The 26077-nt window shown below is 38.5% G+C and carries 30 protein-coding genes; 16 read left to right on the top strand and 14 right to left on the bottom strand.

Annotated features, from left to right (window positions below; translation table 11 throughout):
* Positions 1-337, top strand: a 337-nt coding sequence (locus LY11_RS13790; protein ID WP_146610846.1) for a transposase, incomplete at its 5' end; no start/stop codon positions are given.
* Positions 338-531: 194 nt separating this feature from the next.
* On the opposite strand, the gene LY11_RS13795 is transcribed toward LY11_RS13790, so the two are convergent.
* Positions 532-1014: a hypothetical protein gene (locus tag LY11_RS13795; protein WP_111634254.1), complete on the bottom strand. Its 483-nt coding sequence runs from the start codon at positions 1012-1014 to the stop codon at positions 532-534.
* Between the two features lie 584 nt (positions 1015-1598).
* On the opposite strand from LY11_RS13795, the gene LY11_RS13800 reads away from it, so the two are divergent.
* Both LY11_RS13800 and LY11_RS13805 read left to right on the top strand, forming a co-directional pair.
* Positions 1599-2240 (top strand): YceH family protein, encoded by a 642-nt coding sequence (locus tag LY11_RS13800; protein WP_111634255.1) that lies wholly within the window; start codon positions 1599-1601, stop codon positions 2238-2240.
* A gap of 29 nt (positions 2241-2269) precedes the next feature.
* Entirely contained in the window at positions 2270-3190 is a 921-nt protein-coding gene (locus LY11_RS13805) for a glycosyltransferase family 2 protein (protein WP_111634256.1), read from the top strand.
* Here the strand turns inward: LY11_RS13805 and LY11_RS13810 are convergent.
* Positions 3187-3954 (bottom strand): MBL fold metallo-hydrolase, encoded by a 768-nt coding sequence (locus LY11_RS13810; protein ID WP_111634257.1) that lies wholly within the window; start codon positions 3952-3954, stop codon positions 3187-3189. The genes LY11_RS13805 and LY11_RS13810 overlap by 4 nt on opposite strands.
* A 65-nt stretch (positions 3955-4019) precedes the next feature.
* Complete coding sequence (locus tag LY11_RS13815; protein ID WP_111634258.1) at positions 4020-4859, bottom strand: helix-turn-helix transcriptional regulator; 840 nt, start codon at positions 4857-4859, stop codon at positions 4020-4022.
* A 252-nt stretch (positions 4860-5111) separates the two neighbouring features.
* On the opposite strand from LY11_RS13815, the gene LY11_RS13820 reads away from it, so the two are divergent.
* Both LY11_RS13820 and LY11_RS13825 read left to right on the top strand, forming a co-directional pair.
* Positions 5112-5351, top strand: a complete 240-nt coding sequence (locus LY11_RS13820; RefSeq protein ID WP_111634351.1) for a hypothetical protein — start codon at positions 5112-5114, stop codon at positions 5349-5351.
* Positions 5351-5752 carry a PIN domain-containing protein gene (locus LY11_RS13825; RefSeq protein WP_111634259.1) on the top strand — a complete coding sequence of 134 codons (402 nt, stop codon included), beginning with the start codon at positions 5351-5353 and terminating at the stop codon, positions 5750-5752. Before LY11_RS13820 ends, LY11_RS13825 begins: the two co-directional genes overlap by 1 nt.
* Before the next feature lie 70 nt (positions 5753-5822).
* On the opposite strand, the gene LY11_RS13830 is transcribed toward LY11_RS13825, so the two are convergent.
* Positions 5823-6197, bottom strand: a complete 375-nt coding sequence (locus LY11_RS13830; protein ID WP_111634260.1) for a YybH family protein — start codon at positions 6195-6197, stop codon at positions 5823-5825.
* A gap of 231 nt (positions 6198-6428) precedes the next feature.
* On the opposite strand from LY11_RS13830, the gene LY11_RS13835 reads away from it, so the two are divergent.
* The 9 genes from LY11_RS13835 to LY11_RS13875 all read left to right on the top strand — a co-directional run bounded on the left by LY11_RS13835 (position 6429) and on the right by LY11_RS13875 (position 16428).
* On the top strand, positions 6429-7691 hold the full coding sequence (locus LY11_RS13835; protein ID WP_111634261.1) for a prephenate dehydrogenase: 1263 nt from the start codon (positions 6429-6431) through the stop codon (positions 7689-7691).
* A 10-nt stretch (positions 7692-7701) separates the two neighbouring features.
* Entirely contained in the window at positions 7702-8919 is a 1218-nt protein-coding gene (locus LY11_RS13840) for a GAF domain-containing sensor histidine kinase (protein WP_111634262.1), read from the top strand.
* 110 nt (positions 8920-9029) lie between these two features.
* Positions 9030-9830 (top strand): methyltransferase, TIGR04325 family, encoded by an 801-nt coding sequence (locus LY11_RS13845; RefSeq protein WP_111634263.1) that lies wholly within the window; start codon positions 9030-9032, stop codon positions 9828-9830.
* On the top strand, positions 9823-10851 hold the full coding sequence (locus tag LY11_RS13850; RefSeq protein WP_111634264.1) for a glycosyl transferase: 1029 nt from the start codon (positions 9823-9825) through the stop codon (positions 10849-10851). The genes LY11_RS13845 and LY11_RS13850 overlap by 8 nt, the downstream gene beginning before the upstream one ends.
* Positions 10852-10900: 49 nt before the next feature.
* On the top strand, positions 10901-11383 hold the full coding sequence (locus LY11_RS13855) for a CHRD domain-containing protein (RefSeq protein ID WP_111634265.1): 483 nt from the start codon (positions 10901-10903) through the stop codon (positions 11381-11383).
* Positions 11384-11390: 7 nt separating this feature from the next.
* Complete coding sequence (locus tag LY11_RS13860; RefSeq protein WP_111634266.1) at positions 11391-11996, top strand: RNA polymerase sigma factor; 606 nt, start codon at positions 11391-11393, stop codon at positions 11994-11996.
* A 20-nt stretch (positions 11997-12016) separates the two neighbouring features.
* Positions 12017-13012 carry a FecR family protein gene (locus LY11_RS13865; protein ID WP_111634267.1) on the top strand — a complete coding sequence of 332 codons (996 nt, stop codon included), beginning with the start codon at positions 12017-12019 and terminating at the stop codon, positions 13010-13012.
* 40 nt (positions 13013-13052) lie between these two features.
* The gene (locus LY11_RS13870; RefSeq protein ID WP_111634268.1) at positions 13053-15593 is read left to right on the top strand and encodes a TonB-dependent receptor; all 2541 of its coding nucleotides are present in this window, start codon (positions 13053-13055) and stop codon (positions 15591-15593) included.
* A gap of 1 nt (position 15594) precedes the next feature.
* Positions 15595-16428: a hypothetical protein gene (locus LY11_RS13875; protein ID WP_111634269.1), complete on the top strand. Its 834-nt coding sequence runs from the start codon at positions 15595-15597 to the stop codon at positions 16426-16428.
* A gap of 118 nt (positions 16429-16546) precedes the next feature.
* On the opposite strand, the gene trxA is transcribed toward LY11_RS13875, so the two are convergent.
* The 4 genes from trxA to LY11_RS13895 all read right to left on the bottom strand — a co-directional run bounded on the left by trxA (position 16547) and on the right by LY11_RS13895 (position 19187).
* Complete coding sequence (gene trxA / locus LY11_RS13880) at positions 16547-16843, bottom strand: thioredoxin (protein WP_111634270.1); 297 nt, start codon at positions 16841-16843, stop codon at positions 16547-16549.
* 114 nt (positions 16844-16957) lie between these two features.
* Positions 16958-17425, bottom strand: a complete 468-nt coding sequence (locus LY11_RS13885; protein WP_111634271.1) for a DinB family protein — start codon at positions 17423-17425, stop codon at positions 16958-16960.
* 25 nt (positions 17426-17450) lie between these two features.
* On the bottom strand, positions 17451-18620 hold the full coding sequence (locus LY11_RS13890; RefSeq protein WP_111634272.1) for an MFS transporter: 1170 nt from the start codon (positions 18618-18620) through the stop codon (positions 17451-17453).
* 54 nt (positions 18621-18674) lie between these two features.
* Entirely contained in the window at positions 18675-19187 is a 513-nt protein-coding gene (locus LY11_RS13895) for a DNA-deoxyinosine glycosylase (RefSeq protein WP_111634273.1), read from the bottom strand.
* A 118-nt stretch (positions 19188-19305) separates the two neighbouring features.
* Here LY11_RS13895 and LY11_RS13900 point away from each other — a divergent pair, with 118 nt between their 5' ends.
* Positions 19306-20139: a CvfB family protein gene (locus tag LY11_RS13900; RefSeq protein WP_111634274.1), complete on the top strand. Its 834-nt coding sequence runs from the start codon at positions 19306-19308 to the stop codon at positions 20137-20139.
* An 82-nt stretch (positions 20140-20221) separates the two neighbouring features.
* On the opposite strand, the gene LY11_RS26910 is transcribed toward LY11_RS13900, so the two are convergent.
* The 3 genes from LY11_RS26910 to LY11_RS13915 form a co-directional block, all read right to left on the bottom strand.
* A complete protein-coding gene (locus LY11_RS26910; RefSeq protein WP_211321551.1) occupies positions 20222-21280 on the bottom strand; it encodes a YXWGXW repeat-containing protein in 1059 nt (352 codons plus the stop codon).
* Positions 21281-21398: 118 nt separating this feature from the next.
* Positions 21399-22016 carry an RNA polymerase sigma factor gene (locus LY11_RS13910; RefSeq protein ID WP_111634275.1) on the bottom strand — a complete coding sequence of 206 codons (618 nt, stop codon included), beginning with the start codon at positions 22014-22016 and terminating at the stop codon, positions 21399-21401.
* A 276-nt stretch (positions 22017-22292) separates the two neighbouring features.
* Positions 22293-22784, bottom strand: coding sequence for a GNAT family N-acetyltransferase (locus LY11_RS13915; RefSeq protein WP_111634276.1), 492 nt, complete (start codon positions 22782-22784; stop codon positions 22293-22295).
* A gap of 114 nt (positions 22785-22898) precedes the next feature.
* Here LY11_RS13915 and LY11_RS13920 point away from each other — a divergent pair, with 114 nt between their 5' ends.
* The gene (locus LY11_RS13920; protein WP_111634277.1) at positions 22899-23489 is read left to right on the top strand and encodes a hypothetical protein; all 591 of its coding nucleotides are present in this window, start codon (positions 22899-22901) and stop codon (positions 23487-23489) included.
* A 12-nt stretch (positions 23490-23501) separates the two neighbouring features.
* Here the strand turns inward: LY11_RS13920 and LY11_RS13925 are convergent, their stop codons facing one another.
* The 3 genes from LY11_RS13925 to LY11_RS13935 form a co-directional block, all read right to left on the bottom strand.
* Positions 23502-24278, bottom strand: a complete 777-nt coding sequence (locus LY11_RS13925) for a DUF3050 domain-containing protein (protein WP_111634278.1) — start codon at positions 24276-24278, stop codon at positions 23502-23504.
* Between the two features lie 122 nt (positions 24279-24400).
* Positions 24401-25369, bottom strand: coding sequence for an NAD(P)H-quinone oxidoreductase (locus LY11_RS13930; RefSeq protein ID WP_111634279.1), 969 nt, complete (start codon positions 25367-25369; stop codon positions 24401-24403).
* Positions 25357-26052 (bottom strand): AcvB/VirJ family lysyl-phosphatidylglycerol hydrolase, encoded by a 696-nt coding sequence (locus LY11_RS13935; RefSeq protein ID WP_170132683.1) that lies wholly within the window; start codon positions 26050-26052, stop codon positions 25357-25359. Before LY11_RS13935 ends, LY11_RS13930 begins: the two co-directional genes overlap by 13 nt.
* Positions 26053-26077 lie beyond the last annotated feature (25 nt).

Raw genomic sequence — 26077 nt, forward strand, 5'->3', positions numbered from 1 at the left:
AGATCTGTTATTTGAGCGTTATCCGGATCTGAAGCAGGCCTATGATTTAAGTATGAACCTTAGCAATATCTTTGAAAAAACTACCGATAAAGTGTATGGTTTGGCCAGGCTGGCCAGATGGCACGAAAAGGTAAGGCAAGCGCGATTTAAAGCTTTTAATACCATTTCAAGAACCATTGAAAATCACTATCAAACGATCTTGAATTATTTCGACAACAGATCTACCAATGCTTCTGCCGAAGCTTTCAATGCCAAACTCAAAGCTTTTAGATCCCAATTCAGGGGGGTGAGAAATATCGAATTTTTCTTGTACAGACTATCTCAGATTTACGCCTAACTTAATTCAGCCCCACAAGTTTTGGTATTGATCCTTAAATAGCTGTGTCATGCTGATCGCATTACTTATAGGCTACCTGATACGTTCAGGCAAACTGCCTGCCTTGCAGCGCATGAAACTAAACCCTTTTATACAAAAAAGAGCCGGATAAAATCCGGCTCCCATTATGATATTAAAACGTGTTGTAATATTATCTATTGAACAACTACACCATCTTTATTGATTTTGATGAAGGCTTTTTCAGTACCTTTTGTCACATCAATTTGGTAGAATTGTGATTTATCTGCTGCAGTTACTAAAAACGCTGTTGTTGGTGTCCAGTCTTTGTAAGCATCTGCTTTTAAAGTTGTAGTTACTGGTGCAGGAAGTTGTTCTAGTTTCACAGGTACTTTTTGTGAACTGTCTTGTTTAACTTTCATTGTACTATCTGTTTTCATGGTAGCTGCGCTGTCCATTTTCATAGTAGATGCACTATCTGTTCTCCTAGTAGCTGCGCTGTCTGTGTTCATTGCAAACACACTGTCCATTTTCATAGTAGCTGCACTGTCTGTTTTCATGGTAGCTGCGCTATCCATTTTTAGTGTAGCTGTTAACGGAGTTTTAGTTTCTGATGCTTTTACTGTTGATATACCTGTAATTGCTAATAATGCTGCGGCTGTTAAAATGATATTTTTCATAATTTTAAGATTTGTGTTTAAGCATTCGAAATTTTCAATTCTGGTAAATCTATATTTCGCTACTGTTGTGTATATAATTCAGTTATTTAATCTGAATGGTATAGTTTCATAATGATGCCAAAAGCCGGCACACTAAACAACATTCTGAAAATCAACTAATTAATAATTAAGCTTATGAAAAATATTGGGGAATAACGCTACAGTTTGATGAAACAGGTAACAAAGAAAAATGCTGACATCCATCAGCATTTTTTTATTAACTACCTATTTATAAGCCGAAGCCTATTTCTTGCGCAGTTATTAAACTGCATATTTTTAAAATTTGATCTGTTAATTAGTTTAACAGAATTCAAATGAAAAACATGAGTAATAATTCAAACATTTGAGAGCGAATTATAACCATTGAGTGTTTTAAACCTGACTGAAAATAAAGATATAACTTTTTTATAAAAATGATAAACAATCTATATAATTTTTGATATAAAAATGATTTAGCGCATCTATTGGGGACATCTGTCCCTTTATAATAATATAATTTAATAAAATTTACATCAAATATTAACTGCTTCTTCTATATTTATTACATGGAAAATAACCAGCCTTTAATTCTATTAAACGCAGCAGAACAGCGTGTTTTAGGTGTATTACTAGAAAAAAGCAGAACTACACCAGACTATTATCCCATGACGATTTCTGCGTTGACTACTGCCTGCAATCAGAAAACATCAAGAAATCCTATTGTCAATTATGATGAAGAAACGGTTACCCTGACTTTAAACACTTTAAAAATTAAAGGTTTAACCAGTACAGCTATGGGTGGCAGCAGCAGAAGCACAAAATATAAGCACAATCTTGCTATTGCCTATCCCCTGATCCCGGCCGAACTGGCAGTAATTTGTTTATTGCTGTTACGTGGCCCATTAACTCCTGGTGAAATCAATACGAACTCGGCAAGATTATATGAATTTGAAACTATCGAAGAAGTGCAGGAAATCTTGCATAAGCTGGCACAGGAAGAACCTTTTTATGTAAAACAGCTGGCTAAAAAACCGGGACAAAAAGAAGTGAGATATAAACATTTGTTTGGGGGCGACATAGAGGAAGAGGAAATTTCTGAGCCTGAAACCGTTCAACAATCTTCTCCTGACCTGGAAAACAGGGTCATTAAACTGGAACAGGAACTAGAAGAAGTAAAGGAAATGCTGAACCTGCTAATGAGTCAATAATATATTTTCTACATTCGTAAAAAAAATAAATGACTACTATAGCGCCGATCATCCTTTTTGTCTATAACCGTTTATCGCATACCCAACAGACTATAGCTGCACTGAAAGAAAATTTACTAGCAAAAGATAGTGAATTGTATATCTATGCTGATGCTGCAAAAGATACTGCAGCAGAGGATAAAGTTACTGCACTTAGAAGTTATCTGACCAGTATAACAGGTTTCAAAAATATTCATATTTGTTTACGTGAGACTAATCTGGGCGTGGATGAAAATACGATTCAGGGTGTAACTGAGGTGATCAATAAACATGGTAAAGCAATTGTACTGGAGGATGATCTGGTTACTTCCCCCTGGTTTTTAAAATTTATGAACGAAGGCCTGGATTTTTACGAAAACCAGGATAAAGTTGCTTCTATACATGGTTATGTTTTTCCTGTTCCGCAAAAGCTCAAAGACGTTTTCTTTATTAAGGGGGCCGATTGCTGGGGCTGGGCAACATGGAAGAGAGCGTGGGACTTATTTGAGCACGATGGGGCAAAATTATTGGAAAAAATTATAGCGCAGGATCTTCAGCAAGAGTTCGATTTTGACAACTCTTATCCTTATGTTAAAGCATTGGAGCAGCAGGCAACTGGCAATACCACGCATTGGGACATCAGGTGGTATGCTTCTGCATTTCTTTCAGAAAAATTAACGCTCTATCCTGGCCAATCATTAGTCAGAAACATTGGTCATGATGCCAGTGGAACACATTGCGGACAAAGTAATAGTTATGACGTGACACTGTCTGATTCTGCAATAATGGTAGAAACTGAGATTATTGCAGATCCGCAGGCCTATCTTGCATTTGCAGATTTCATGAGAAACCTGAACCAGCCTGCGCGCCGTAAAAATATAGCTTCAAGACTTTTTAAACAATTGAAAACATCAATCGGCCGTCGATTTTAAGGGATTGCTCCGGTTAATTCCGATGGATCATGATAACCAAAAAGTTCTATTTCCTCCGCGTATTTTTGAGCAAACATCCTGAGGTTTTCCAAAGATGTGATACGTTGTTTATTGTCCATAGCCATTAATGCAGCCAGTTCTTCCACCGGATGAGCTGTTGTAAAAAGTTCTTCTCTTAAATAATAAGCATCACCAACGTATAACAGCCATTTATCTTTTTGCTGAATCGCAACGCCGCAGTGTCCTAAAGTATGTCCTGGAAGAAATACTAAATAAACTGCTGATTCAAAATTCAGGTCTGCACGTTTTGCGGCCAAACCGAACCAGCTTTCATCAAATTCAGGGTATAGCTTTAATAAAGGCCGATGTGCGAATTGCTGAGGGCGATAGCGCGAATGGCCTTCCAGAAAACTTTGTAGTTCAATGGCAGACAGATGTACTGTGGCTTGAGGAAAATCTGCGAGCCCGCCGATATGATCCGGGTCAAGATGGCTTATAATACAATGTTTAACGTCATCCTTCGAAAATCCTAATCTTTCAATTTTTGAAATAGCGGTTTCCGAAATGTTAAAATTAAAACCTGCCTGGTTAATGATTGTTTTGCCAATTCTTTCCAGCGGATGTAAAATATCCTGAATACCTATTCCGGTATCCACGAGCGCAAGACCGTTTGCGTCTTCCAATAATAAACAGTGACACAACACTTTAAGACTTTCAGGATCTCTTTGTAAAGAGCCGCAATTGATATGATGTATTTTAACCATGAGCTGAAATTTTTATTCAAAACTCTGAAATTACTGCTGGTTGTGATAGCATAAAACCGACAGATTTAAACCAATAAAATCCGCTGAGGAATATTTTGATGAATATGCCCGGATAGCAGGTGCTGATTTTGTTTTTTTATCTTCAGGTATGAATTCGGCGTAAGACCAGCATATTGTTTGAATTCCCGGATAAAATGAGATTGATCTGCGAATCCTGATTGGTATGCAACATCAGAAAGGTTTTCCGTGGTATGGAGATTAAGTTTTGACAAGGATCTTTGAAACCTGAGGATTTTGGAATATTGGTAGGGACTAACACCTGTCGTCTGCTTAAAACGGCGTTCAAACTGCCTTTCGCTCAGTTGGTAATGTTTGCTTAAATCACGGATTAAACTACCAGGGTTGTGACTGATTTGCCGAATCGAGTCTTTTATCAGCTGGTCTTCGCCACGGGCACAGTTGACTTTTTGAATAAGATAACGGGAAAGGAGCTGAATTGCGGTATCGGGGCCAGGCGTATGAAACAGTCTTTCATTTAGGGTAAAAGCGGTAAGATCGTCCATGGCGACCATTTTATTGGTAAATTCAGCACTGTCGATCTTAAAGAGCTGGTTCAATGCCCATGGATATAAACTTACACCTATAGCAGAAAACTGGTGATTGGTGTAATTGGTAAAAGCATGGGTTGAAAGGCCATATATAAATGAGGAAGGTAGTTTTTGCTGATCAGGGAGTTCCAGAACCTGCTGACCGTCATAGTGATGAAAGAGTAATCCGGGAAGACCATCAGGAAAAATCTGAAAACATTTGCTGCTATTATTCAGGGTATTAGCTTCCAGGCACCAGAAATACTTCACATGGTTGCGGAGAGCTTCCGGGGGATAAAAGTTATGAATAGCAGACATCAGTCGTTCATGTTTTTAAATCTAAACAATTAGTAGGTCTTATCATAGTAAAAATTCAGGTTTTCTTAACTATTAGAAAACTACTGATCAGCTAAAAACAACATAATACATCTCATTACCAGTCAGATAATCAAGTACAATATTAATTATGAATTGTAAGATGAACTGTACATTTATCAAAGAGTTGCGGATTTTTATTGTTATTTTTGTATAGAGCAGTTTTCTGTTAACATGCTTATTAAACTAAGAATTATGACAGTTGCGACAAAAAATATTATAGATACTTATTCTTATTTGTTTGAAGGATTAGATTCATTTACCAAATTAGAACTAATAGAACGCCTGACAAAGTCACTAAAGAAAGAAAAGAACACAAAGGAAAAAGAATTTTTCAAATCCTTTGGTGCATTTCCTGAAGATAAATCCGCTGAAACTATTACTGAAGAAATCAAGGCATCCAGAAGTTTCAAAGACAAAGACTTCAAATTTTAATGCAGTACCTCTTAGACACTAGTACTTGTGTATTCTATTTAAGGGGTAAACTTGACCTTGTTTCTATAATAAGGGAAAAGGGAAGAAAGAACTTCTTCATTTCTGAAATTACTGTTGTCGAATTAAGATTTGGCGCAGAAAATAGTGATAATCAGGAAAAAGCTCATAAGGCTGTTGATCATTTTGTTAATGGATTATCTATAATACCAATAATTGGCTCTATAAATCGCTATGCAAAAGAAAAAGTTCGTCTACGTAAAATGGGTAAACCAATTAATGATGAATTTGACTTATTAATTGGAGTGACATCTGTTGAGAATAATCTGATTTTGGTTACGGATAATGTGAAAGATTTTGAACGAATAGAAGATATTCAGATTGAAAATTGGTACCAGCGATAAAAGTTACCGATATTTCTTAGCTTTTCTCCTCTCTCCATTCAAAAAAATCTTAGTTAACAACCTTTGACACCTAATCCAGCGAAACAAAAAGCTCAGACTGCGTTAGCCATTTCCCTTTAACTTTCCGCCACATCGCTGAATAATTACCTCTGAATTTTTCCGTTTTATAATTCCACTCCCCTGTTTCCCAGGCCAGCACCCCGCTATCTCCAATCGTAATCGCCGAAGGAATCCGTTCAAAAACAGGGCGGTCTTCCTGGAACATTTCTGTAAACACTTTCAGCAACAGTTTTTTCCCTGCATACTGACCACCTTCCCCAGAAATAACAATAATATCATCCATCCAATACTGTGCAACACCTGCTGCATCCCCTTTAAGAATCGCAGCATTCGAATTTTCACGGGAAACCCGGATACTATTAATCTCGTTTTGTTTTTGATCCATCCTGAATATATTTGCTGTGTTCAAACGGTTTCCCCAATACTTAGTAAGCCTGTAAAAAGGATACTATAAAAAAATACACGCCTGCTTATTTTATAAATAAAGTACAAATATAAATCATTACATAAAAAAACTTCTTTACAAATAATTACTACCCTGACTCTTGCGATAAAAATGACGATAATCGTTCCGTTTTCCGCATAATTTCGCTTATTTGCCGTATATAATATTGAAATGGATATAGGAATTATTGGCCTGGGGGACATGGGCAAACTTTATGCAAAACATTTTGCTAAAGCAGGACATCGGGTTTGCGGTGCTGATCTCCCGGTCTTCAGAGAAAAGCTGGAAGAGGAATTGTCTCCTTTAGGTATAGAAGTATTAATCGACGGAAATGCGGTATCCCGCAAATGCGACGTGATATTTTATGCCGTGGAAGCTGAAAAAATAGCAGAAGTAGTTGCCCTTTATGGAGCTTCCACCAAATATGGCGCTATCGTTGCCGGCCAGACTTCTGTAAAACATCCTGAGATCGCCGCCTTTGAACAATATTTACCGAAGGATGTCAATATTATTACCTGCCATTCCTTACACGGCCCCGGCTTTGACCCTAAAGGACAAACGCTAATCGTTATCCCACACCGCTGTGATGCAGCTGCTTATACCCGAATGACAGATCTGCTGGAAGTTTTAGGTTCTGACATCGTAGAAATGAAAGATTACCATGAACACGACAAAATCGTAGCCGATACACAGGCAGTCACCCACATGGGTTTTGAAAGTATGGGCACAGCATGGAAAGAAGCGGGATTCTTCCCCTGGGAAAACCCATCTTACCTGGGTGGAATCGATAATGTAAAGATTTTAACGATGCTGCGGATTTTCAGTTACAAATCTCACATCTATGCAGGTCTGGCTATTATGAATCCATATGCACGCCACCAGATCAAGCGTTACGCACAATCAGAATCAGAGCTTTTCAAGCTGATGATTATGGAGAAAGAAACAGAATTCCGCCAGCGTATTAAAGAAGTTAAGAATTTTCTTTTTCCTGAGGACAAACAATTTCTGCTCCTGGACAACCAGATCATGAAAGAATTTTCCCTTTCAGGAACCGGAGCACCACATACGCCAAATTCACATTTAAGCCTGCTCAGCATGGCTGATGCCTGGTATCACCTGAAAATCAATCCATACGACAACCTGATTTGTCAGACTCCCCCCTTCCGTTTACGTCTGGGCATTGTAGAATACCTGTTCAGAAACGAAGAGTTATTGGAAGAATCTATTGCCGCTGCCCTTTATGACAAGCAGATCCGGGCAGATGATCTGGAATTCCACTCTTCGGTAAGGGAATGGTCATCTATTATTGGTTATGGAGATATTAACGGCTATAAACAACATTTTGATCAGACTAAAAACTTCTTTAATGACAGATTGGAACAAGGCAGATTACAAAGTGCAGAATTAATCACCCGGTTAAACAGAAATTCATAAATAGCATTACATGAAAATGTTTCAGCATCCTATACCTGAAAATGAACAGGAACGTATATTAACTCTGGCAGAATTTGACATCGACTACTCCTGCATGGAGAATAATTTCAAGGATCTGGCTCATTTAGCAGCGAAGATCGCCGGTACAGAAATATCTTTGGTTAATTTAATTGATAGTTTTACACAGTGGACCTATTCCAGTTACGGGCTTGATGGTGTAGTTCAAAATCCCAGAGAAGAAACGGTTTGTCAATATACAGTCTCATTATCGTCTACAGAGGAATACTTTGAAGTCCCTGATATGTCGGCTGACGATCGTTTTAAAGAATTTCCTGCGGTGAGCGGCCCGCCTAATCTGCGTTATTATTTTGGTGTTCCATTAACAACTTCTGATGGATCTCATATCGGCTCACTCTGTGTAATGGATCAAAGGCTGAGAGAACAAAGTCCTGAAAAGATTGAGCTGCTGAAAATTGTTGCCGGCGAAGTGGTCAACAGGTTAAAAGCATTAAAAGCTATTGATGGTCTTAAACATAAATTAGATCAGGTCAGAGAAACCCAGAAAAAGGTAGCACATGACATCAGAGGGCCTATTGCTGGTATCGTCGGACTGGCAGCAGTCATTGCAGAACAAGGGAACAACAATAACCTGGACGAGGTTTTAGAGTTTATCACCATGATTCATAAAAGCGGCAGGTCTGTCCTTGAACTTGCTGATGAAATTCTGACCGAAGGAAAAACCCCTGCTTTAAAAAACGACGAATTTAATCTATTGATATTTAAAGAGAAACTGGAGCGTTTGTATTTGCCGCAGTCGATGAATAAAAACATCACTTTTCGGATTCATATCAATGAAAAAAATGAACATATCCCCTTTATCAAAAATAAGCTGCTCCAGATTACCGGAAATCTGATCTCTAATGCGATGAAATTTACCCCGCAGAACGGGACTGTCGCAGTAGATCTTGATCTTGAAGTAGATGTTGGTCAATATCAATTAAAGATTAAAGTTGAAGACTCTGGTGTGGGAATGGATCAGGAAACTATCAATTGTATTATGGATGGAAAAACTGCCACAACAAATGGTACGGTTGGAGAAAAAGGATATGGATTCGGGCTTTCACTGGTTAAACACCTGGTGAATAGCTTACATGGAAATTTCGACATCCATTCTGAAATCGGAAATGGAACTATCTTTGAAATCACTTTGATACAACGTCATCTTTAGGCCTTTTTAAAGGCCTTCTTCAAATAAAAAAATAATTCTGGATTTCCTTATAGGACTTTTTGAATAATCGGTTGTCATGTCCATGAAAAATCGATTATTCAAAGCCCATAATGTTCAAATTATTTTCTTCTAAATCTAAAAAATCACTTTACGGCTGGTCTGGAAATTATTCCAACTGGGATGACCTGGTCGATTCTGTCGGTGGTTATAACGAAGTAAGCATACTCAATAAAACCAGGGATGCTTTATTGCAGGTTAAAAATGGCACGGCTGTTTATGAACGTGATTCGGTTGTTTTTGACAAAATAGAACACCCTTTCCCTTTATTAAGCTGTTTATTCCGCAGCGCTGCCCTGCTTCAACGGCCAATTCATATTCTTGATTTTGGCGGATCATTAGGCAGCACTTACTTTCAAACTAAAGGCTTTGCCGGAAAAGACATTTGTGCCAGCTGGAATATTGTGGAACAGGAGCATTATGTGGCTGCTGGCCAGGAACATTTTGAGGATGATTGTTTAAAATTCTATCCATCTATCGAGGCTTGCCTGAAAGTTCAGCAACCAGACTTGATTTTATTATCTGGCTCTGTTCAATATCTTCCGGAACCTCACGTCTTTCTTAAAAAACTAGCAGCTTTCAATTTCGATTTTGTGGTTTTTGACCGGACTACTTTTCACCATGGGGAGCAAGACCGGCTGACTCTACAAGTCGTGCCTCCTGAAATTTACAGCGCAGCTTATCCTTCCTGGTTTTTCCAGGAAAAACGTTTTTTAAACCATTTCACCGCCGGTTACAAGACCATCTGTGAATTTCCATCTTATGTACCGGGAGAAGCAGTGCTCTCAATTGACCATAAGCCAATTGGCTATAACAAAGGATTTTACTTCGTAAATAAATCAAAATATGCTTAATTTCTGCACCTTATTTAACACAACTTATTTGTCCCGCGGAATCGCGATGTATAATTCACTGGAACAGAATTCTGACGATTTCCACCTGTATATTTTCGCTTTTGATACTTACTGCTTTGATGTGCTTACAAAAATGGCACTTAAAAATGCGAGCATCATCAGCTTATCTACCTTTGAAAATGATCGGTTGCTTGCAATAAAAGCTGACCGTACTGCAGGAGAATACTGCTGGACTTGTGCATCATCCACTGTGAAGTATTGCATAGAGAATTATACGCTGGATCATTGTACTTATATCGATGCAGATCTGTTATTTTTTAGTGATCCTGCTTGTTTAATTGATGAAATGGGTGAAAAATCAGTGCTGATTACCGAACACAGATATACGCCGCGTTATAATCAGTCCTTAACCAGCGGTATTTATTGTGTGCAATTCATGACTTTTAAAAATACACAGGCAGGTATGGAAGTCCTGAACTGGTGGGTTGATGCGTGTATAGAATGGTGTTTCAATCGTTTTGAAGATAATAAGTTTGGCGATCAGAAGTACCTGGATGATTGGACTACCCGTTTTGATACTGTTCATGTCTTAAAAAATATTGGCGGAGGCGTTGCTCCATGGAATGTGCAGCAATATGAATTTGCGACTAAGGGGAAACAGGTTAAAGGTAAAGAGCTGAATACGCAGACATCTTTTGATCTGGTTTTTTATCATTTTCATAATTTCCAGTACATTACAGGTAATGCCTATAGTTTATCTTCTCCTGATTATTATCTGGACCGTAAGGTAACCAAGAACATTTATAAGCCTTATACCAAAGCACTTTCAGTTGCCGAAGCAGAAATATACCAGGTTAATGCCGAAAAAACAGCGCATGAATTATCAGAAGATAACATTTGGATTAAACTAAATACCGGAAAGTATGTCTTATTCACATTATTAGGTTATTACAAGAATTTTCACAGTAAGCGCGCGCTGGAATACGGATTCCTGAGCAGGAGAACATTTAGGTTTAATTAACAATACGTTTAAGCTATAATTAGTATTTTAGCCTCCTGTATAAAATGGAATGAAGGTTAGGGAATCAAGCTTATATAAGGTTTTTGGAGCGGTATTAATTTTGATGGCCGTATTGTCGTCATCCTGCAAAAAAGAAGCGTCAACCGGGGAAACAAAAATTAACCCGCCGGTAAAAAGTTATATAATTACAGCAAGGATTGACAAAAAAGGGACGAATACAAATGCTGAAGGTACAGGCATTTTAAAAGGAACATATGATGAGGGTACTAAGCAATTGATCTATACGCTTAATTTTGAGAAAATTGCACCCACTATAATTACGCTGAGAAGCGGCATCAAAGGATCAGTTGGAGAACTGGTCAAGGAAATATACAAAAGCAACGGACAGATCTCCGAATTGGAAATTACCGGCAGGCTCACTTTAAATCCATTGCAGGAAAGAAACCTGTTAAAAGGATTATGGTTTGTAGCCATGAATACGGTATCTGATTCACCGGATATTTCAGGAGTACTGACCTTTAAGCAAAAATAGCGGCCGGATGAGCGAGGAACAAAAACACTCTCTTCCAGATGAAGACCGGGCATTGATCGCGGCGCTGAAAACGCATGATCGAAAGGCTTTTGAAAAACTGTATAAACAGTATTACAAACAACTGTTTGCGCTGGCCTACCGTTATGTTGGACAAGCGCCGGTTGCTGAAGAAATTGTACATGATGTGTTTCTGACGATCTGGAAAATAGCCGGACAGCTTACCGTTCAGTATTCCATCAAAAGTTACTTGTCCAGAGCAGTGGTTAACTCCGCTCTGAACTTCATTAAAAAAGAAAAGATTAACAACGGAAAGCAAAATGCTTACCTGGTAGTGGAAAGTGATCCCGAGGTTGAAAATGAACAACGGGATAAAAAAGAGTCTTTGCTGAACAATCTGGAGGACGCACTGGCTATTTTGCCCCCAAAATGCAGGGAAGTGATGTATTTAAGCCGTTTTGGGAAATTAAAACAACAGGAAATCGCAATGCAAATGAATATATCTATTAAAACAGTTAAAAATCATTTGACTTACGGTTTTCAGAAATTGAGAGAACTATTGGAAAAACAACAGCAAAATTTATTATTGCTGCTTCTGATACTTTATAAATATTAGATCCAGTATACAATTATACCATGAAAGCATTTGAAAGTAACGAACAGTTTATTTACTCCCTGATTCTTGATGATCTCGAAGAGACAATCAGTCCGGCGCACAAAATCCTACTGGAGAATTGGAGGGCTGCAAGTGATCAGAATGAGAAAACATACCAGGGATTTGTTCAGGTAGAGCAAAATATTAATCAACTATACAATACTCAACCATATACTGCAGAATCATCGTGGGAATCTCTGGATCAGAAAATTGATAACCTGGAATATGCGTGGAAGCAAAAAGAAAGAAATACACATACTAAAATCTGGTATGGTATCGCAGCATCTGTACTGCTGGTGATGTCTTTAGGCTATTATTATTTTAATAAAAACAATTATACAGTAATCAGCAATGACCAGAGCGCTGCTGCAAAAATGATCACCCTGCCTGATGGCACTTCAGTGCAGCTTAACAGCGGTGCAACGATAAAATATGCTGCCGGAAGCTTCAAAACAAACAGAAGGATCCTGCTCTTAAACGGAGAAATTTTTGTTAAAGTTATCCACCAGACTAAATACCCTTTCCTGGTAGACCTTGGTGATGTACATGCGCTGGATCTGGGTACAAGTTTTAACATTTCTAAACGTAACCGGGATATTGTACTGACTGTCGAAGAAGGACAGGTTGCACTACAACAGCCTTTAGCCTCGAAATCCGTACTGCTTACTGTGGGTACTACAGGCCGCTATTCTTCTGCTACAGGTAAACTTACAGCCGAAAAGAATACAGATATTAATTACAAATCGTGGTTAAATAAAGAGTTCATCTTTACAGAAACACCTCTTAATGAGGTAGTTAAACAACTCAGCAGAGTTTATAAAAACTCTATTACTATTGATGGGGATAGCCTGGAAAACCGAAAATTAACCGCACATCTGCACTACCAAACACCGGATAGCGCCTTAAAAGTTATCGCTGCAACTTTACAATGTCAGGTCATTAATGAAGAAGGAAGTTATATTTTAGCCGAAAAATAACTAAATTTCCAAACGACTTCTGTTCCCTGCTCAAAGATGTATGTTATATAAGGTTTTTGCATTGCTCCTTTTTGTGTGTTTATCGCATACAGGCAGAGTTTATGCCCAAAAAAGAACAATCCTCGAACGCCCGGTAAGTATCAATTTAAAGAAAGGTTCCCTGGTCAGTGTACTTGCTAAGTTGCAAACAGACTATGCGATAACTTTTTCCTATGAGTCTGATTTACCTGGAGCTTACCAGATAACTGAAATGAATTTCGTGAATGCTCCGCTGGCTTCGGTCCTTAAAAAGGTTTTCAAGGGTACATCACTGACATTCAACCTGATTGGAAATAATATTGTAATCACAAAATCAAAATCCAATAGCTGTACGATTCATGGCCATATTAGAAATCAGGAGGACGGGGAAGAATTAATCGGCGCTACTTTATTTATTCCGAAACTTAAGGTAGGTGTAGTCACTAATCAGTATGGTTTTTATTCGCTAACTATACCAAAAGGGTCTTATGAGGTACTGATTTCTAATTTGGGTTACGAAACTGAGCGAAAAACACTTCACCTGACTGAAAATACGGAACTCGAAGCAGAGCTTTCCGCACAAACGAACTCACTGCCTGAGGTAGAGATTACGCAAACGGTTACGCCGAATCCAATCTTACAAAATCAGCAGAGTTACAGTCCGGCGGCTTTAGAAATGAAAACTTATTATGCGGGTGAAACCGATGTGATCAAGGCTTTACAGATGCAAAATGGCATAAAATCAATTTCTGAAGGCAGTTCGGGTTTGTTTATCCGGGGTGGAAATTCTGATCAGAACCTGATTTTACTGGATGAAGCAGTGGTTTATAATCCTTCACATTTGTATGGTCTGGTTTCTGTTTTCAATCCTGATGCCATCAATAATATACAGGTTTATAAAGATTATATTCCGGCTAATTTTGGCGGAAGACTTTCTTCTGTTATCGTTAACCGTATGGCTGAAGGTAATAACAAAGAGTTTCATATCAATGGGGGGATCAATATGTTATCTGCCCGTATTTCAGCAGAAGGCCCTATTGTTAAAGATAAGGGGTCATTTATTTTTGCCGTCAGAAGAAGTTTACTTGATGTTTTTAGAAGCAAGTTCAAATTATTCAACCCTAATTCTATCTATTACGACATCAATGCGAAGGCAAACTACAGGATCAATAAGAACAATAGTGTGTTTTATTCGGTCTATGCTGGTCAGGACAGGTTACTTTCAGAGAATTCATTCCGTAATGATTGGGGAAATCTGACCTCTACCTTAAGGTGGAATCATATTTTTAATTCCAGGTTGTTTATGAATGCTTCCGCAATTTACAGCAATTACAGCAACCTGCTGGATCTGAATTCAGACACCCTGTCTCAAAAAAGTCAATGGAGTACCGGGGTAAGAGATCTGACTGTCAAAGCGGATTATACTTTTTACAATACTCCGGTCAACCTGATCAAATTCGGTATTTCAACAACTTACCATCAGTTTACACCCGGGCAGACAAAGAATAAGGAAAGCAACGAGTTTAATATTGCAAAAGATAAATCTGTAGAATCTGCTGTTTATTATAACCAGGAAATTTCATTTGATAATTCGTTTACACTGAATTATGGCCTTCGACTTGGGCTTTTCCAGAATGCAGAGGAACGCCTTGATATTTTTGATCAGCAGGGAAACAGGGTTAAACAGAATGATTACAAAACATTTATCAATCCGGAACCCAGGGTCAATTTAAGTTACTTATTAAATGATAAAAAGCGACTTTTCATTACTTATAACCGCAGTTTCCAATATCTGCAATTGATACAAAATAGTACACTGGCATTTTCTTCTCTGGAACCCTGGGTCCCTGCCTCTGCGACCATAGCCCCGCAGCGCTCAGATCTGTTTTCAGCCGGCTACAATTATTCACCAGATGGTTTCTTTTTCTCTTTAAGCGGATACTATAAAAAATTACACAATCAGCTGGATTTGACTGGTCATGCACAGATCATTCAAAATCCAGACATTAGAAATCAGCTTAAAGCAGGTAAGTCTGATGTTTATGGAGTTGAGGCAGAAATTACTAAAACAACGGGTAAGCTTACAGGCAGCCTGGCTTATACTTATTCCAGGGCTTTCCGAACAATTCAGGGGATTAATGACGGGAACAGGTTTGCTGCAAATTATGATATTCCCCATGAGCTGAAATTGAGTGCGTCTTATCTTTTCAATACGAAGTTTTCAGTTCAGGCATTTTTCACTTATTCAACGGGCAGACCATTGACACTGCCAGTAGGTTATTATCAGCATGACGGGATTAATGTTCCTATTTATGAGGGCAGAAATACTTCGAGGTTCCCTGATTTCAGCAGAATGGATGTTTCGGGCCAGTATCATTTCCAGACCCGGTTATCTAAAAAAAGAGCTTTATCAAGCACGATTTCTGTAGGGATATACAATTTATACGATAGAAAAAATCCTTTATACTATCATTTGACTACAGACTCTTCTATTGATCAGAAAAGTTCTCTGGAATACGCGTTTGGAGTTTCTCCCTGGGTTTCATATAGTTTTAAGCTTTAATATGAGAACAAAGTTTGATCTCCTGGTTTTGGTTTTGTGTACAATGCTATTCAGCGCTTGTAAAAAGGACGATAAGGTTTCCTTTGATCAGCCTAAGCACCAATATGATCTGGCTGTAGAGGGGGGAATTAATACGTTAACGAAAACTCAGTTTATTAAATTGAGCAAGCCTTCTTTAACGCTGGGTGTAATGCCGGCAGCAATTTCAAAAGCAGTTGTTATTGTAAATGATAGTAAGACGGATATTATCTTTAAAGAGACAACAACACCCGGAGTATATTCGGCAACCAATAACAACAGTCCGAATTACAATAAGGCTTATACACTGACCGTCACTTTTAATGCGAAGACTTATACCGCGGTTGATACGCTAAGGCAGGTTGTCAATATTGTAGATGACTTTTTACCACTGAAGGTAAAGATAAATAGTAGTGGTTCTTATGACGGAACGATACCAAAACATACTTTTGGTTATCTTAATCCTAATAAATGGTGGATAAATTATACGGGAATACCAGTCTGGAATCCTTCGAGGTTTGACGGGGTACAATATTACAATTACACCCATTTTCTAGGTTCTCCCAATTCTTTATATCCCCTGAATAACCTTAAACGTGACTTTAATTTACTGAGCGAAGATGTGATCACGATTTATAAGTTCTCTCTTTCCAAAGGATATGCAAGATACCTTTATGACGTTTTCCTGGAGACGGATTGGAGCGGTCTTTTTTCCAGTGTTCCGGTCAATGCACAGGGTAATGTATCGGGAAATGCACAGGGATATTTCTATGTGACAGACATAGATTTAAGAAAATACAAGGCTAAGGAATTGTAATATAGTCGGCTAAAGAGTTATTTGCGTACACATGTTTTATTATAAGTATACGTTTATTGCAATAATTATAAGTTTATTCCTTAATTATTACTATAATTACAAGTACCGTATTATCATTCTATAAGTGTCTTTCTATAATTCCCTGTAATTGATTTGCAGGAATTACGCCCGACTGCCGCCATTTAATTTCTCCATTTTTGAAAAGGATTAAAGTGGGTACACCCTGGATTTGATATTTACTGGAAACGGTCTGATTTTTATCTACGTCAACCTTTAAAATTGTCGCCCGCTCACCCAGCATGCCTTTAAGTTGCTGCAGGATTGGAGCCATCATTTTACAGGGACCACACCATTCGGCAGAAAAATCTACCAATACTGGTTTATCTGATTTAATAATTTCTGCGAAGTTTGCCATAAGGATATTTGTTTAAAAAAGAAGCGGGGATCCCACTCTCGCAGTATCCCCGCCATCTAAATTAACGCTCTCAAATATATAGACGCTTATAATTTGATATTATTATGTATGACCTCAAATATTTTTAAAGATTAATCTTTTTAGTGCCATAATATAGCCTAAGTGCATGCCTTCGTGGAAACTAAGGAAGTTTGTGGCATCGTCAATGCTATTTAAATTAACGCCGTAACGGGTAGTCCATCCTTTATAGTTATCAAATATCCGGTTATGATAGTCTACTTTAAACTGATCGAGTGTAGAGATTAATAAGAGCTTGATCTCTGCAATTTTTTCTTCAGAAACCAAACCATTTGGTTTAGTACCTCCGGTATAACTCAGATAAAATTCTTTGTCTACGAAAGTTTCCAGTCCCGCGCGGATGTAAGAGATCCCCTGATGCGCAGCAACCAGGTGCGCCATGTTCCAGATGATATTATTGTTAAATCCTTCTGGTATTTCATTTAATTGTTCAGCAGATAACCCACTGATACTTTCAATAAAATTTGCTCTGACTTGTCTGACGTTATCAATGATCTGATCCATATATTTTAGTTAAATTATTCAGTTGTTAAACTTCCTCAGGTATAGCTGCCATCTTCTTTTGATACCGAAAGAATAACTGCGAGATTGGTATCAGCATTAAGCCACTGAAGCCAAAAATAATAAATGCGATCCTCAGCCCGAAAGCATGCGCAAGGTACCCGATGATCGGAGGTCCAAGCAGCATCCCTGTAATAGCATAAGTGGCAATAATTGAGATTGCCATTCCTGCCGAATATTTTTTGGAAGCACCTGCTAAGGCATAACTCATCGGGACTACAGCCGCTGTACCAAAACCAACCATTGAAAAGCCAATCATAGCCGGCCAGAACTGCGGTACAATAATGGCGAGTGAAATTCCGGATACCACAAGCAGTGCACACATCAGAAAGGTCGCCGGCATTCCAATTCTTGCAATAATCAGATCGGAAAGGAACCTTGATGCGGCCATAAAGGTCATAAAGATTAAATAGCCGTAAGTAAAGATTTCAACATGCAGTACTTCCTGAAAATAAATTCCGCTCCAGTCAAACATTCCTCCTTCGCATATTGCAGCAAAAAAGATAATAAATCCAAGATATAGTATATACGGATCGGGTTTACCCACAATAATCTTATTCCCTTTTTCAGACCGGTCTCCTTTGAGCAAAAATTGATACGAATAACAAGTAATCAGCAAACACAAGATCGCTACAATTAATAAGTGCATTTGCAGGGAAACGTTGTAAGCCAGTAACAGTGTAGAGAAGGCAACTCCGGCAATTCCGCCAGTACTCCAAAAGCCATGGAAAGAGCCGATAATCTTCTGACTGAATTGTTTCTGCAGGGTAATGGCCTGCGTATTGACTGAAATATTGAAAATCCGGGTTGTAAAAGCAAACAGCACCACTGCTACAACCAGGCTAAAGGTATTTTGAGAAAACCCGATAATGGCCAGTGCAACTGCGTTTAAGCCATAACCTACGGCAAGTGGAACACGGCTGTGATATTTAGAAACCAGCCAGCCTGAAATTGGCAAACCGATTAAAGAGCCAATGGGCATAGCCAGTAAAATTGTCCCGAGTTCAGCTTCATTAAAGCCAAAGGCCATTTTGATGGTTGGAATTCTTGATGCCCAGGTTGCAAAACTGAATCCGGACATAAAGAAAAAGAGGCTTAAAAATATTCTGTGTTTGTTTTTGGTGATTGTATCCTTCATTTATACTGCAAATATAAGAAGCAGTTTATATTTAAATCGTTAAATTATTGCTTCTTATATTTTAACATAGGGCAAAAGCTCTTTCCATAGTTCCAGTTTTTGTTCAAATGTTTTTGAAGCATTGGCCCGGCTTGGAGAAGGTAACAAATGATAGTTTTTGTCTTCACTTTTCTTCACGTGTTTAAGATAGAATTGCTCAGCTTTTCTGCTATCAAAAAATACTTCTGTGATAGCAGGGTATTGTTTGTAAAAGGCGGCAAAGTCATTGACTACTTCGTTCTTAATGTTACTGTCCAGACTGCCTTCGCAGGTGCAGGATTCCAGCACATCCCATAGTGCAATTCCATGATCGAGCAAAAATATTTTCCTCGCTTCATAATCAGGCTCCACGGGTTGTCCGAAAAGTGTATAAATCAGTTTCCAGAAATGATTGCCTGCATGTCCGTAGTATTGCTGAAGACTCAAAGAACGGTCGCCAGGCATAGTGCCCAGTAACAGGAGCTTACAGTTTTGATCAACGATTGGCGGAAACGCAGTTTTCAGTGGAGGAAGAATTGGGTTGTTCATTTTTTATACCGGATATGATTCGTGTTTAATGATATATTTATAACACATGTGGTGGAAAGATGTTCTCATATTCTTGCTGATATTGCTACCTTTGCAGATTGAATATTAAGAAATACCAATGATACAGATAGGACAATACAACGAGTTAAGAATTATAAACAAGACAGAATCAGGACTAATACTGTCTGATGGCGATAAGGAAGCGCTATTGCCCTACAACCACGTTCCTAAGGATGCGGAAATTGGAGATAATATCAATGTTTTTATTTACATGCACAAAGATGGAAAACTGCATGCAACCACACAGAAACCTCTGGCTTGTGTAGGCGATTTTGCTTACCTGACTGTTGTTGAAGATGGTGAGAATGGTGTTTTCATGGATATAGGTATCGATAAAGATGTATATGTACCTGAAAAAGAACAAAAACGCCCGATGTTTAAGGGTGATAAACATGTAGTTTATGTTTTCCTTGATGATAGCAATGACCGTATGGTGGCTTCATCCAGATTAACAAATTATGTGGAAGAGGAAGAAATAAATTTTGAAGAAGGTGATGAGGTAAGCTTATTAATTGCCGACCGCAGTGATTTAGGTTACAATGCGATTGTTGATAATAAGTATATAGGATTATTATATCAGAATGAATTATTTGATCAGCTTAATCCTGGAGAAGTAAGAAAAGGATGGATTAAAAAGGTTAGAGTAGAAGGAAAGATTGACCTGAGTTTACAGCCTATGGGCTATGGTCATATTCTGGATACTAAAGAAGTCCTGATTAAAATGCTGGAAGACAACCAGGGTCTGATCGCTTTAGGTGATAAAAGTTCACCAGAAGAGGTTTATGACCTGTTGAAAATCAGCAAAAAAGCTTTCAAGAAAACAACTGGTGCGCTTTATAAAGAGCGTCTGATTACCATCGGCGATCATGAAATCAGGTTATTATCTGAATAACATTATTATTTGAGTAAAACTATTATTTAAATAACATTTAAAAGGCCTCTTATAAAATTATAAGGGGCCTTCTTTTTGAATGTTATCTATGTTCCCTTTCTTCCCGGTGCGGGTTACCTTCATGCGGCTGGTGAGCTTCACGTTGCGGATGTGACTGATTAGGGTGTGGTTGCTGATTAATATGCGGTTGTTGATTACGATGTTGTTGCTGTTGTTGATTAGGATGTGGTGGTTGTTGAGACTGTTGTTGTTGAGATTGTGGTTGCAGAGATTGCGATTGTTGTTGCGCAGTATTCGGATGTCTGTTTATTCCAGGATGCCATTGCTGAGGTGATTTAGCAGCATTAGCTTGCCTGTCACTTTTCATTGCATTATCTCCGTTAGCCTGATGGTTGTTAACACCTCCATTGTTGTTACCGCCTCCATTGTTTTTGCCGCCTCTATTTCCGTGTATCCTTTCCATTGCTGGATTTGCAGGTTTGCCATGGTTTACATTGGCGAATTGATTGTGATCTTTTCCTGCAGATTGCTGATGAGACAATTGAGAAGCAGTTGGCTGTATATGATTCTCGTTCATTGCCCTGCGTTCTTCTTCACGTGGCTGAACATTCACCCCTCCTTTACCATTAAAGCTTGTACGGTTGTTATTTACCGTATTGTTATTGATAACCGTTTTATTGATATAAGTATTATGAACAACAGTAGTATTTACATTAGTGATAGCGGTATTATACCTGTAGGAGCCTCCCTCCCATCTTCCGCCATAAAAACCTGAGCCACTATAGCCAAAGCCATAGTTGATACCACCATAAAACCCAATGTGTGGTCCCCAGTAACCTGAATGAAAACTATAAATACCACCATCAAAGCCCCAATAAGCCGGGGTCCACAATACACCTGCGCGTGGCGGATGTACCCATACGCCTGGCACCCAGTAATAACCGTCAGCATCGTCATAAGCCCAGTAACCGGGAGTCCATAAATAGCCATCTGCCGGACAAGGGGGTTGTGAATAAACCGGAAGTGCTGGCGGGGCAATTCTTGCAGATATATTAATGCCTACACTGATCTGCGCGAAAGCGGCAGTCCGGGCAAAAGTCATTGCTAAGAGCAAAAGACTAATTTTAGCAATCTTTTTCATAAGTATGAGTTTTAAATTTCATAGCTATAGGAGTTAAAGAACCGGGGATAGTTTAAATTAGAATTTCATTAAAATTTGATTAGAAAATTTTAATGAACATCCTGTCTATCACCTTAAATCAGTATAAATTAAACACCAATGGCACAGTAAAATATTTTCTCAGTGTCAGGATGGAAATTCTTATCCTGGTTTTAACTGTACCAATTGGAATATTCAGAATCTTTGCGGTTTCAGCATGTGAATAGCCTTGAAAATAGACCAGATCTAAAACTTCTTTTTGGAAGGGATTTAATGTTGTGGTCAGTTGCCCGACTCCGATAGTATCCGGATTGTAATAGCAAACATAATTCATTTCTACCAAATCCATTATCTCCTCTATTTTTACGTTTTTGGCACTGTTAGCCGATCCTTTTCCCTTTATATGGTCAAATGACTTATTTCTTGCAATCCTTGCCATCCAGGTAAATAACCGGCCTTTAGTTTCATCATACTGATCAATTCTGGATGCCACTTTCGTAAATGTTTCCTGCAGCACATCTTCAGCAGTTTCTCTGGACTTCACAATCTTTATAATGATGGATAACAGCGCAGGTGAATATTGCTGATACAAGAAAGAAAATGCCCTCATGTTCTTCAATTTCAGATCTTTTATCAATTCCTTTTCCTGGCTACTGGCAATACTAATTGCAGGCTGTGGATTTGTCTTTACCTGGAAGACTACAATGAGTAAAAGCATAGCTTGTGATTAAGTACTTATTTAAATAATCGCGTATTTTATTACACTATTAATTAAATAATCCACAAGTGTGCCATTTCACTACGTCTATTTATGTTATAATGACTGAACAACCACATTTTACTCAAACCCGCCTAACTCAAATAGGGGTTTAAATCTACTTAGGGTGATAAATTGATTCCATAAATTAAAATTTTGTTCAATTTATTCATTCACCTTATAAACAAACACTTAGCTATACTGACTACTCAATTGACTAAAATAAGGTCAGCAGATTTAGCAGGGGCTGATCTCATATAACATCCAGATTGTACAGGAATAATGTCCGGTATTACCAATCGGCTTATCTAATAGTTTAAAGCCGAGTTTCTCATAAGCAGAAACCGCAGCAGAGAGCTCCGGCATCGATTCAAGGTAAATATTTTTATAGCCCAATTCTTCCGCTAAGGTTATACACTTTTGCATTAATGTTTTACCCAGTCCCTTACCTCTGTGCGCTGAAGCAAGGTACATTTTTACCAGTTCCACTGTATCTTCAGGAAGTCCGTCTGAAGGATACAATCCTACTCCTCCCAAAATTTCATTTTCCTGTTCAGCTACGAAATATTTACTTCCTTTAACGCGGAACGATTCGTACAAATGATTCGTACTCTCATCAAAATAGGCTGTTCCAGGAATGTTAAGACCAAACTCTTCCAGACTTGTTTTTAGAATTACCGCCATCGCAGCGTTATCCTGTGGCTGAATTTCTCTTATTATTATATTCATAGGGCCCAATCTAGCTAAATTGCTCAAAAAATAAAAGCCATTCTTAAAAACATATGGTCATGAGTATTTGTTATCTTTGATCAGAATAAAAATCAAATTATATATTAATAATTAATGAAATATATCTTTATTATCGTCCTTTTATTCTCCTCTCAAAAAATATTCTCTCAGTCCGCTACTTATAAATTAATAAATAAGGAGAATGGTACTTCGGGCAATATATCAGTTAGGAGAACAGACGATCAGGTGGAAGTAAATGTGTTGGCTAACTGGAATAATAAGGCTGGAACTTATGGTCAGTTCACAGGAACGGGTATATTGACAGATAATAAAACCACGATAAAGTCAGAGAAAAAATCACTGCTATGCAAAGTTTCCTTATTTTTTCTGAAAGATTCAATAGAAGCCAGTTTCCAGGATTGTGATAATTATCAGCTAACAGAGCGTTTCAATGGTATTTACGCCAAAATTGCTGATAACGTAACCGGGGAATACATTGTTTCTGCAGACATTTGTTATTTCTATAGTAAACCGGATGATAAGTCGAGAAAGAAAGGTTTTGCCAATACGCCCGAAGTCATTAATATAGAAGAGCTTTTTGAAGGAGACTGGGGTTTCGCGACCCTGATGTCAAATGGGAAGCAGCTTTTTGGATATGTCAAATTATCAGATTTGAAGTTCAAGAGGACTTATTTGTATGATTAAGGGAATAAGGGACTATTTAGCCCCTGTAATTTCGTTATAAACACCGTTCCATAAATTGATCCGCTGTTGCAATGAAGCTATTGTAACCTCCTCTGCGGCTTTCCATGCTGCTTCATCTTCTCCGCAAAGTTCAGCAGTCATTTCCAGTGCTAAATGACTGTGGTGATCCCCATCTACCTCAATATGCCTGTCCAGATAATATTTAATCAGAGACAGCTGATCAGGGAATTTCTTATTCAAATCACCAACGATAGAAATAAACATATGCGGGATCAGATCTTCTCTGCCAAAAGTAAAAGCGGCAGATTGTAAGTGCGCCTGTTTACTGTCAATGACTTTGAAAGTAAAATCTACAAACTGACGTGCTTCTTCGGGTACACCTGCTGCTGCATAGGCAGTAGTCAATGACCTTGTTTCTTTTAAATTCTCTACAAATTTATGGATCGCTGTAATGTCGGCACCACATTGTGCCATCGCTTCCAGATACATTTCATAGTGACTTTTACGGATACCTGCTCCATCTACATCTGATTCCTCACCAGCAACGATTTCATTGATCAGATACCTTGTATTTGCATTTCCCACAGGAAACCATGGTGTAGTTGTACAAGTTAAACCAATTTGTAAAGACTTAAGCAATGACATGAAGTCCCATACCGCATAAACATGGTATTGCATAAAAACTTTCAGGTCATCCAGATTATTGATTACTGAATAAACTTTATGGTTGATAATCTCTTGTCTTAAAGGTTCGATTACCTGCTGTATTCTTGCGATGTGATGATTCATTGCTGCTTTTTATGATGGTCCAGTCACAAATGTAATTAGTAATTGATATGTTTTTACACCTCCTAATTGTTTTTTTTTGCTCTCCGAAGAATAAATTACTTTTCAAAGAGGATTACCCCCGTTTACGTTACTTTTAATACGATTTTGCCGATATGCGTACTGCTTTCCATTAATATTTGTGCATCTGCAGCTTCTGCCAATGGAAATACTTTATAAAGGACCGGTTTTATTTTTCCTGCTGCAATCAGCGGCCAGATGACCTGCTCAATCTCCACTGCCAGCATAGCTTTATAATCGTCTGTTCTGGGCTTTAACATGCTGCCGGTAATGGTAAGCCTTTTACTCATCATCTGCAAAATATCAATCTCTGATTTAGCGCCATTCATCGCATTAATGAAAGTAATACGCCCGTCAGGATTTAGAATCTCCATGTTTTTCAAAGTATTATCTCCTCCTGTCATATCCAGGATCACATCAATCCCCATAGGTTTAAGCAGCGCCACAAAGTCTTCTGTTTTATAATTCACAGCTATCGTTGCACCAAGGTCTTCACAAAATTGACACTTCTCTACTGTACCAGCTGTTGCATAGGCTTTACCGCCCATAGCGACAATCATTTGGATAGCAGTTACCCCTATTCCACTGGTTCCTCCGTGAATCAGAAAGTTCTCACCGGCTTTAAAACCAGCATCCTTAAAGACATTAGACCAGATGGTAAAAATGGTTTCCGGCAAAGTTGCAGCCTCTTCAAAAGACAAACCGTCAGGCACAGGAAGACATAATCTTTCATCTACGGCCCTGTACTGGGCATATCCCCCGCCAGCAATCAGTGCACAAACACGGTCACCGGTTTTCCAGCGTTTCACCTGTGGACCGGTCGCTTCTACAACACCAGAAATCTCCAATCCGGGGATTTCCCTGGTCGTATCTGTTCCATAGGGATTACTCTTTCTGGACATAATATCGCTCCGGTTTAACCCTGCAGCATGTATTTTAATCAAAACCTCGTTTCCCTGGGGTACAGGTTTAGCTACCTGTTCTAATTTAAGAACTTCAGGCCCGCCTTTTTCTGTAATTACTATAGCATCCATAATCCGTGTTCTCTAAAAAATTGATTTCTTCTTAATCCGCGCAACGCTTTAAAAATTTCCTGATGAGAGGAAACCTCATAATGGTGATCGCCCGGCAAGATCTTTAAGGTAAAATTTTTCTTCTGTAATTTCTCCATTGGCTTTGGGTCTTCTTTCTCTCCGTAAAAACAGAAAACAGGGACGTTTACAGCCTCAATTTCCGGCTGAACTTTATATTGTCTGTCATCACCCGCTAAATTCAGCAGATCGGACGTATGAACCTTAAAGTCTGAAGTAGAATAAGGAGACATCAGTTCTAATGCCACAACCTTGTTTTTCATCGCCTCTGGCAAGCGGTTATAGATGAAAGGAACCACATCTGCGCCAAAAGAATAACCTGCCAGATAAATCACCCTGGTATTATAGAGGGTGGAGTATTTATAAATTAATAAGGCAATATCATCTGCCGTTTGCTGCGGTGTTTTACCGTCCCAGAAATAGCTTCTGGAGTTAAAGCCAATGGTATAAAATCCTTTTTGTGCAAAACCTGTAGACAACTGATCTTCAAAATCCAGCCACCCCCCGTCTCCGGAGAAAAGAAGGAGCAATCTTTTGGATGATGGAATAGCGCTTGGGTAGTTAATTACCGGGAGATTAAAGTCGTCAGTTTCAACTCCATGGTGATTGGTTGCCCTGGTTTTCATCAGGATTCCGCATCCGGAAAAAAGA

The sequence above is a fragment of the Pedobacter cryoconitis genome (genome assembly GCF_003259615.1).
GTDB lineage: Bacteria > Bacteroidota > Bacteroidia > Sphingobacteriales > Sphingobacteriaceae > Pedobacter > Pedobacter cryoconitis.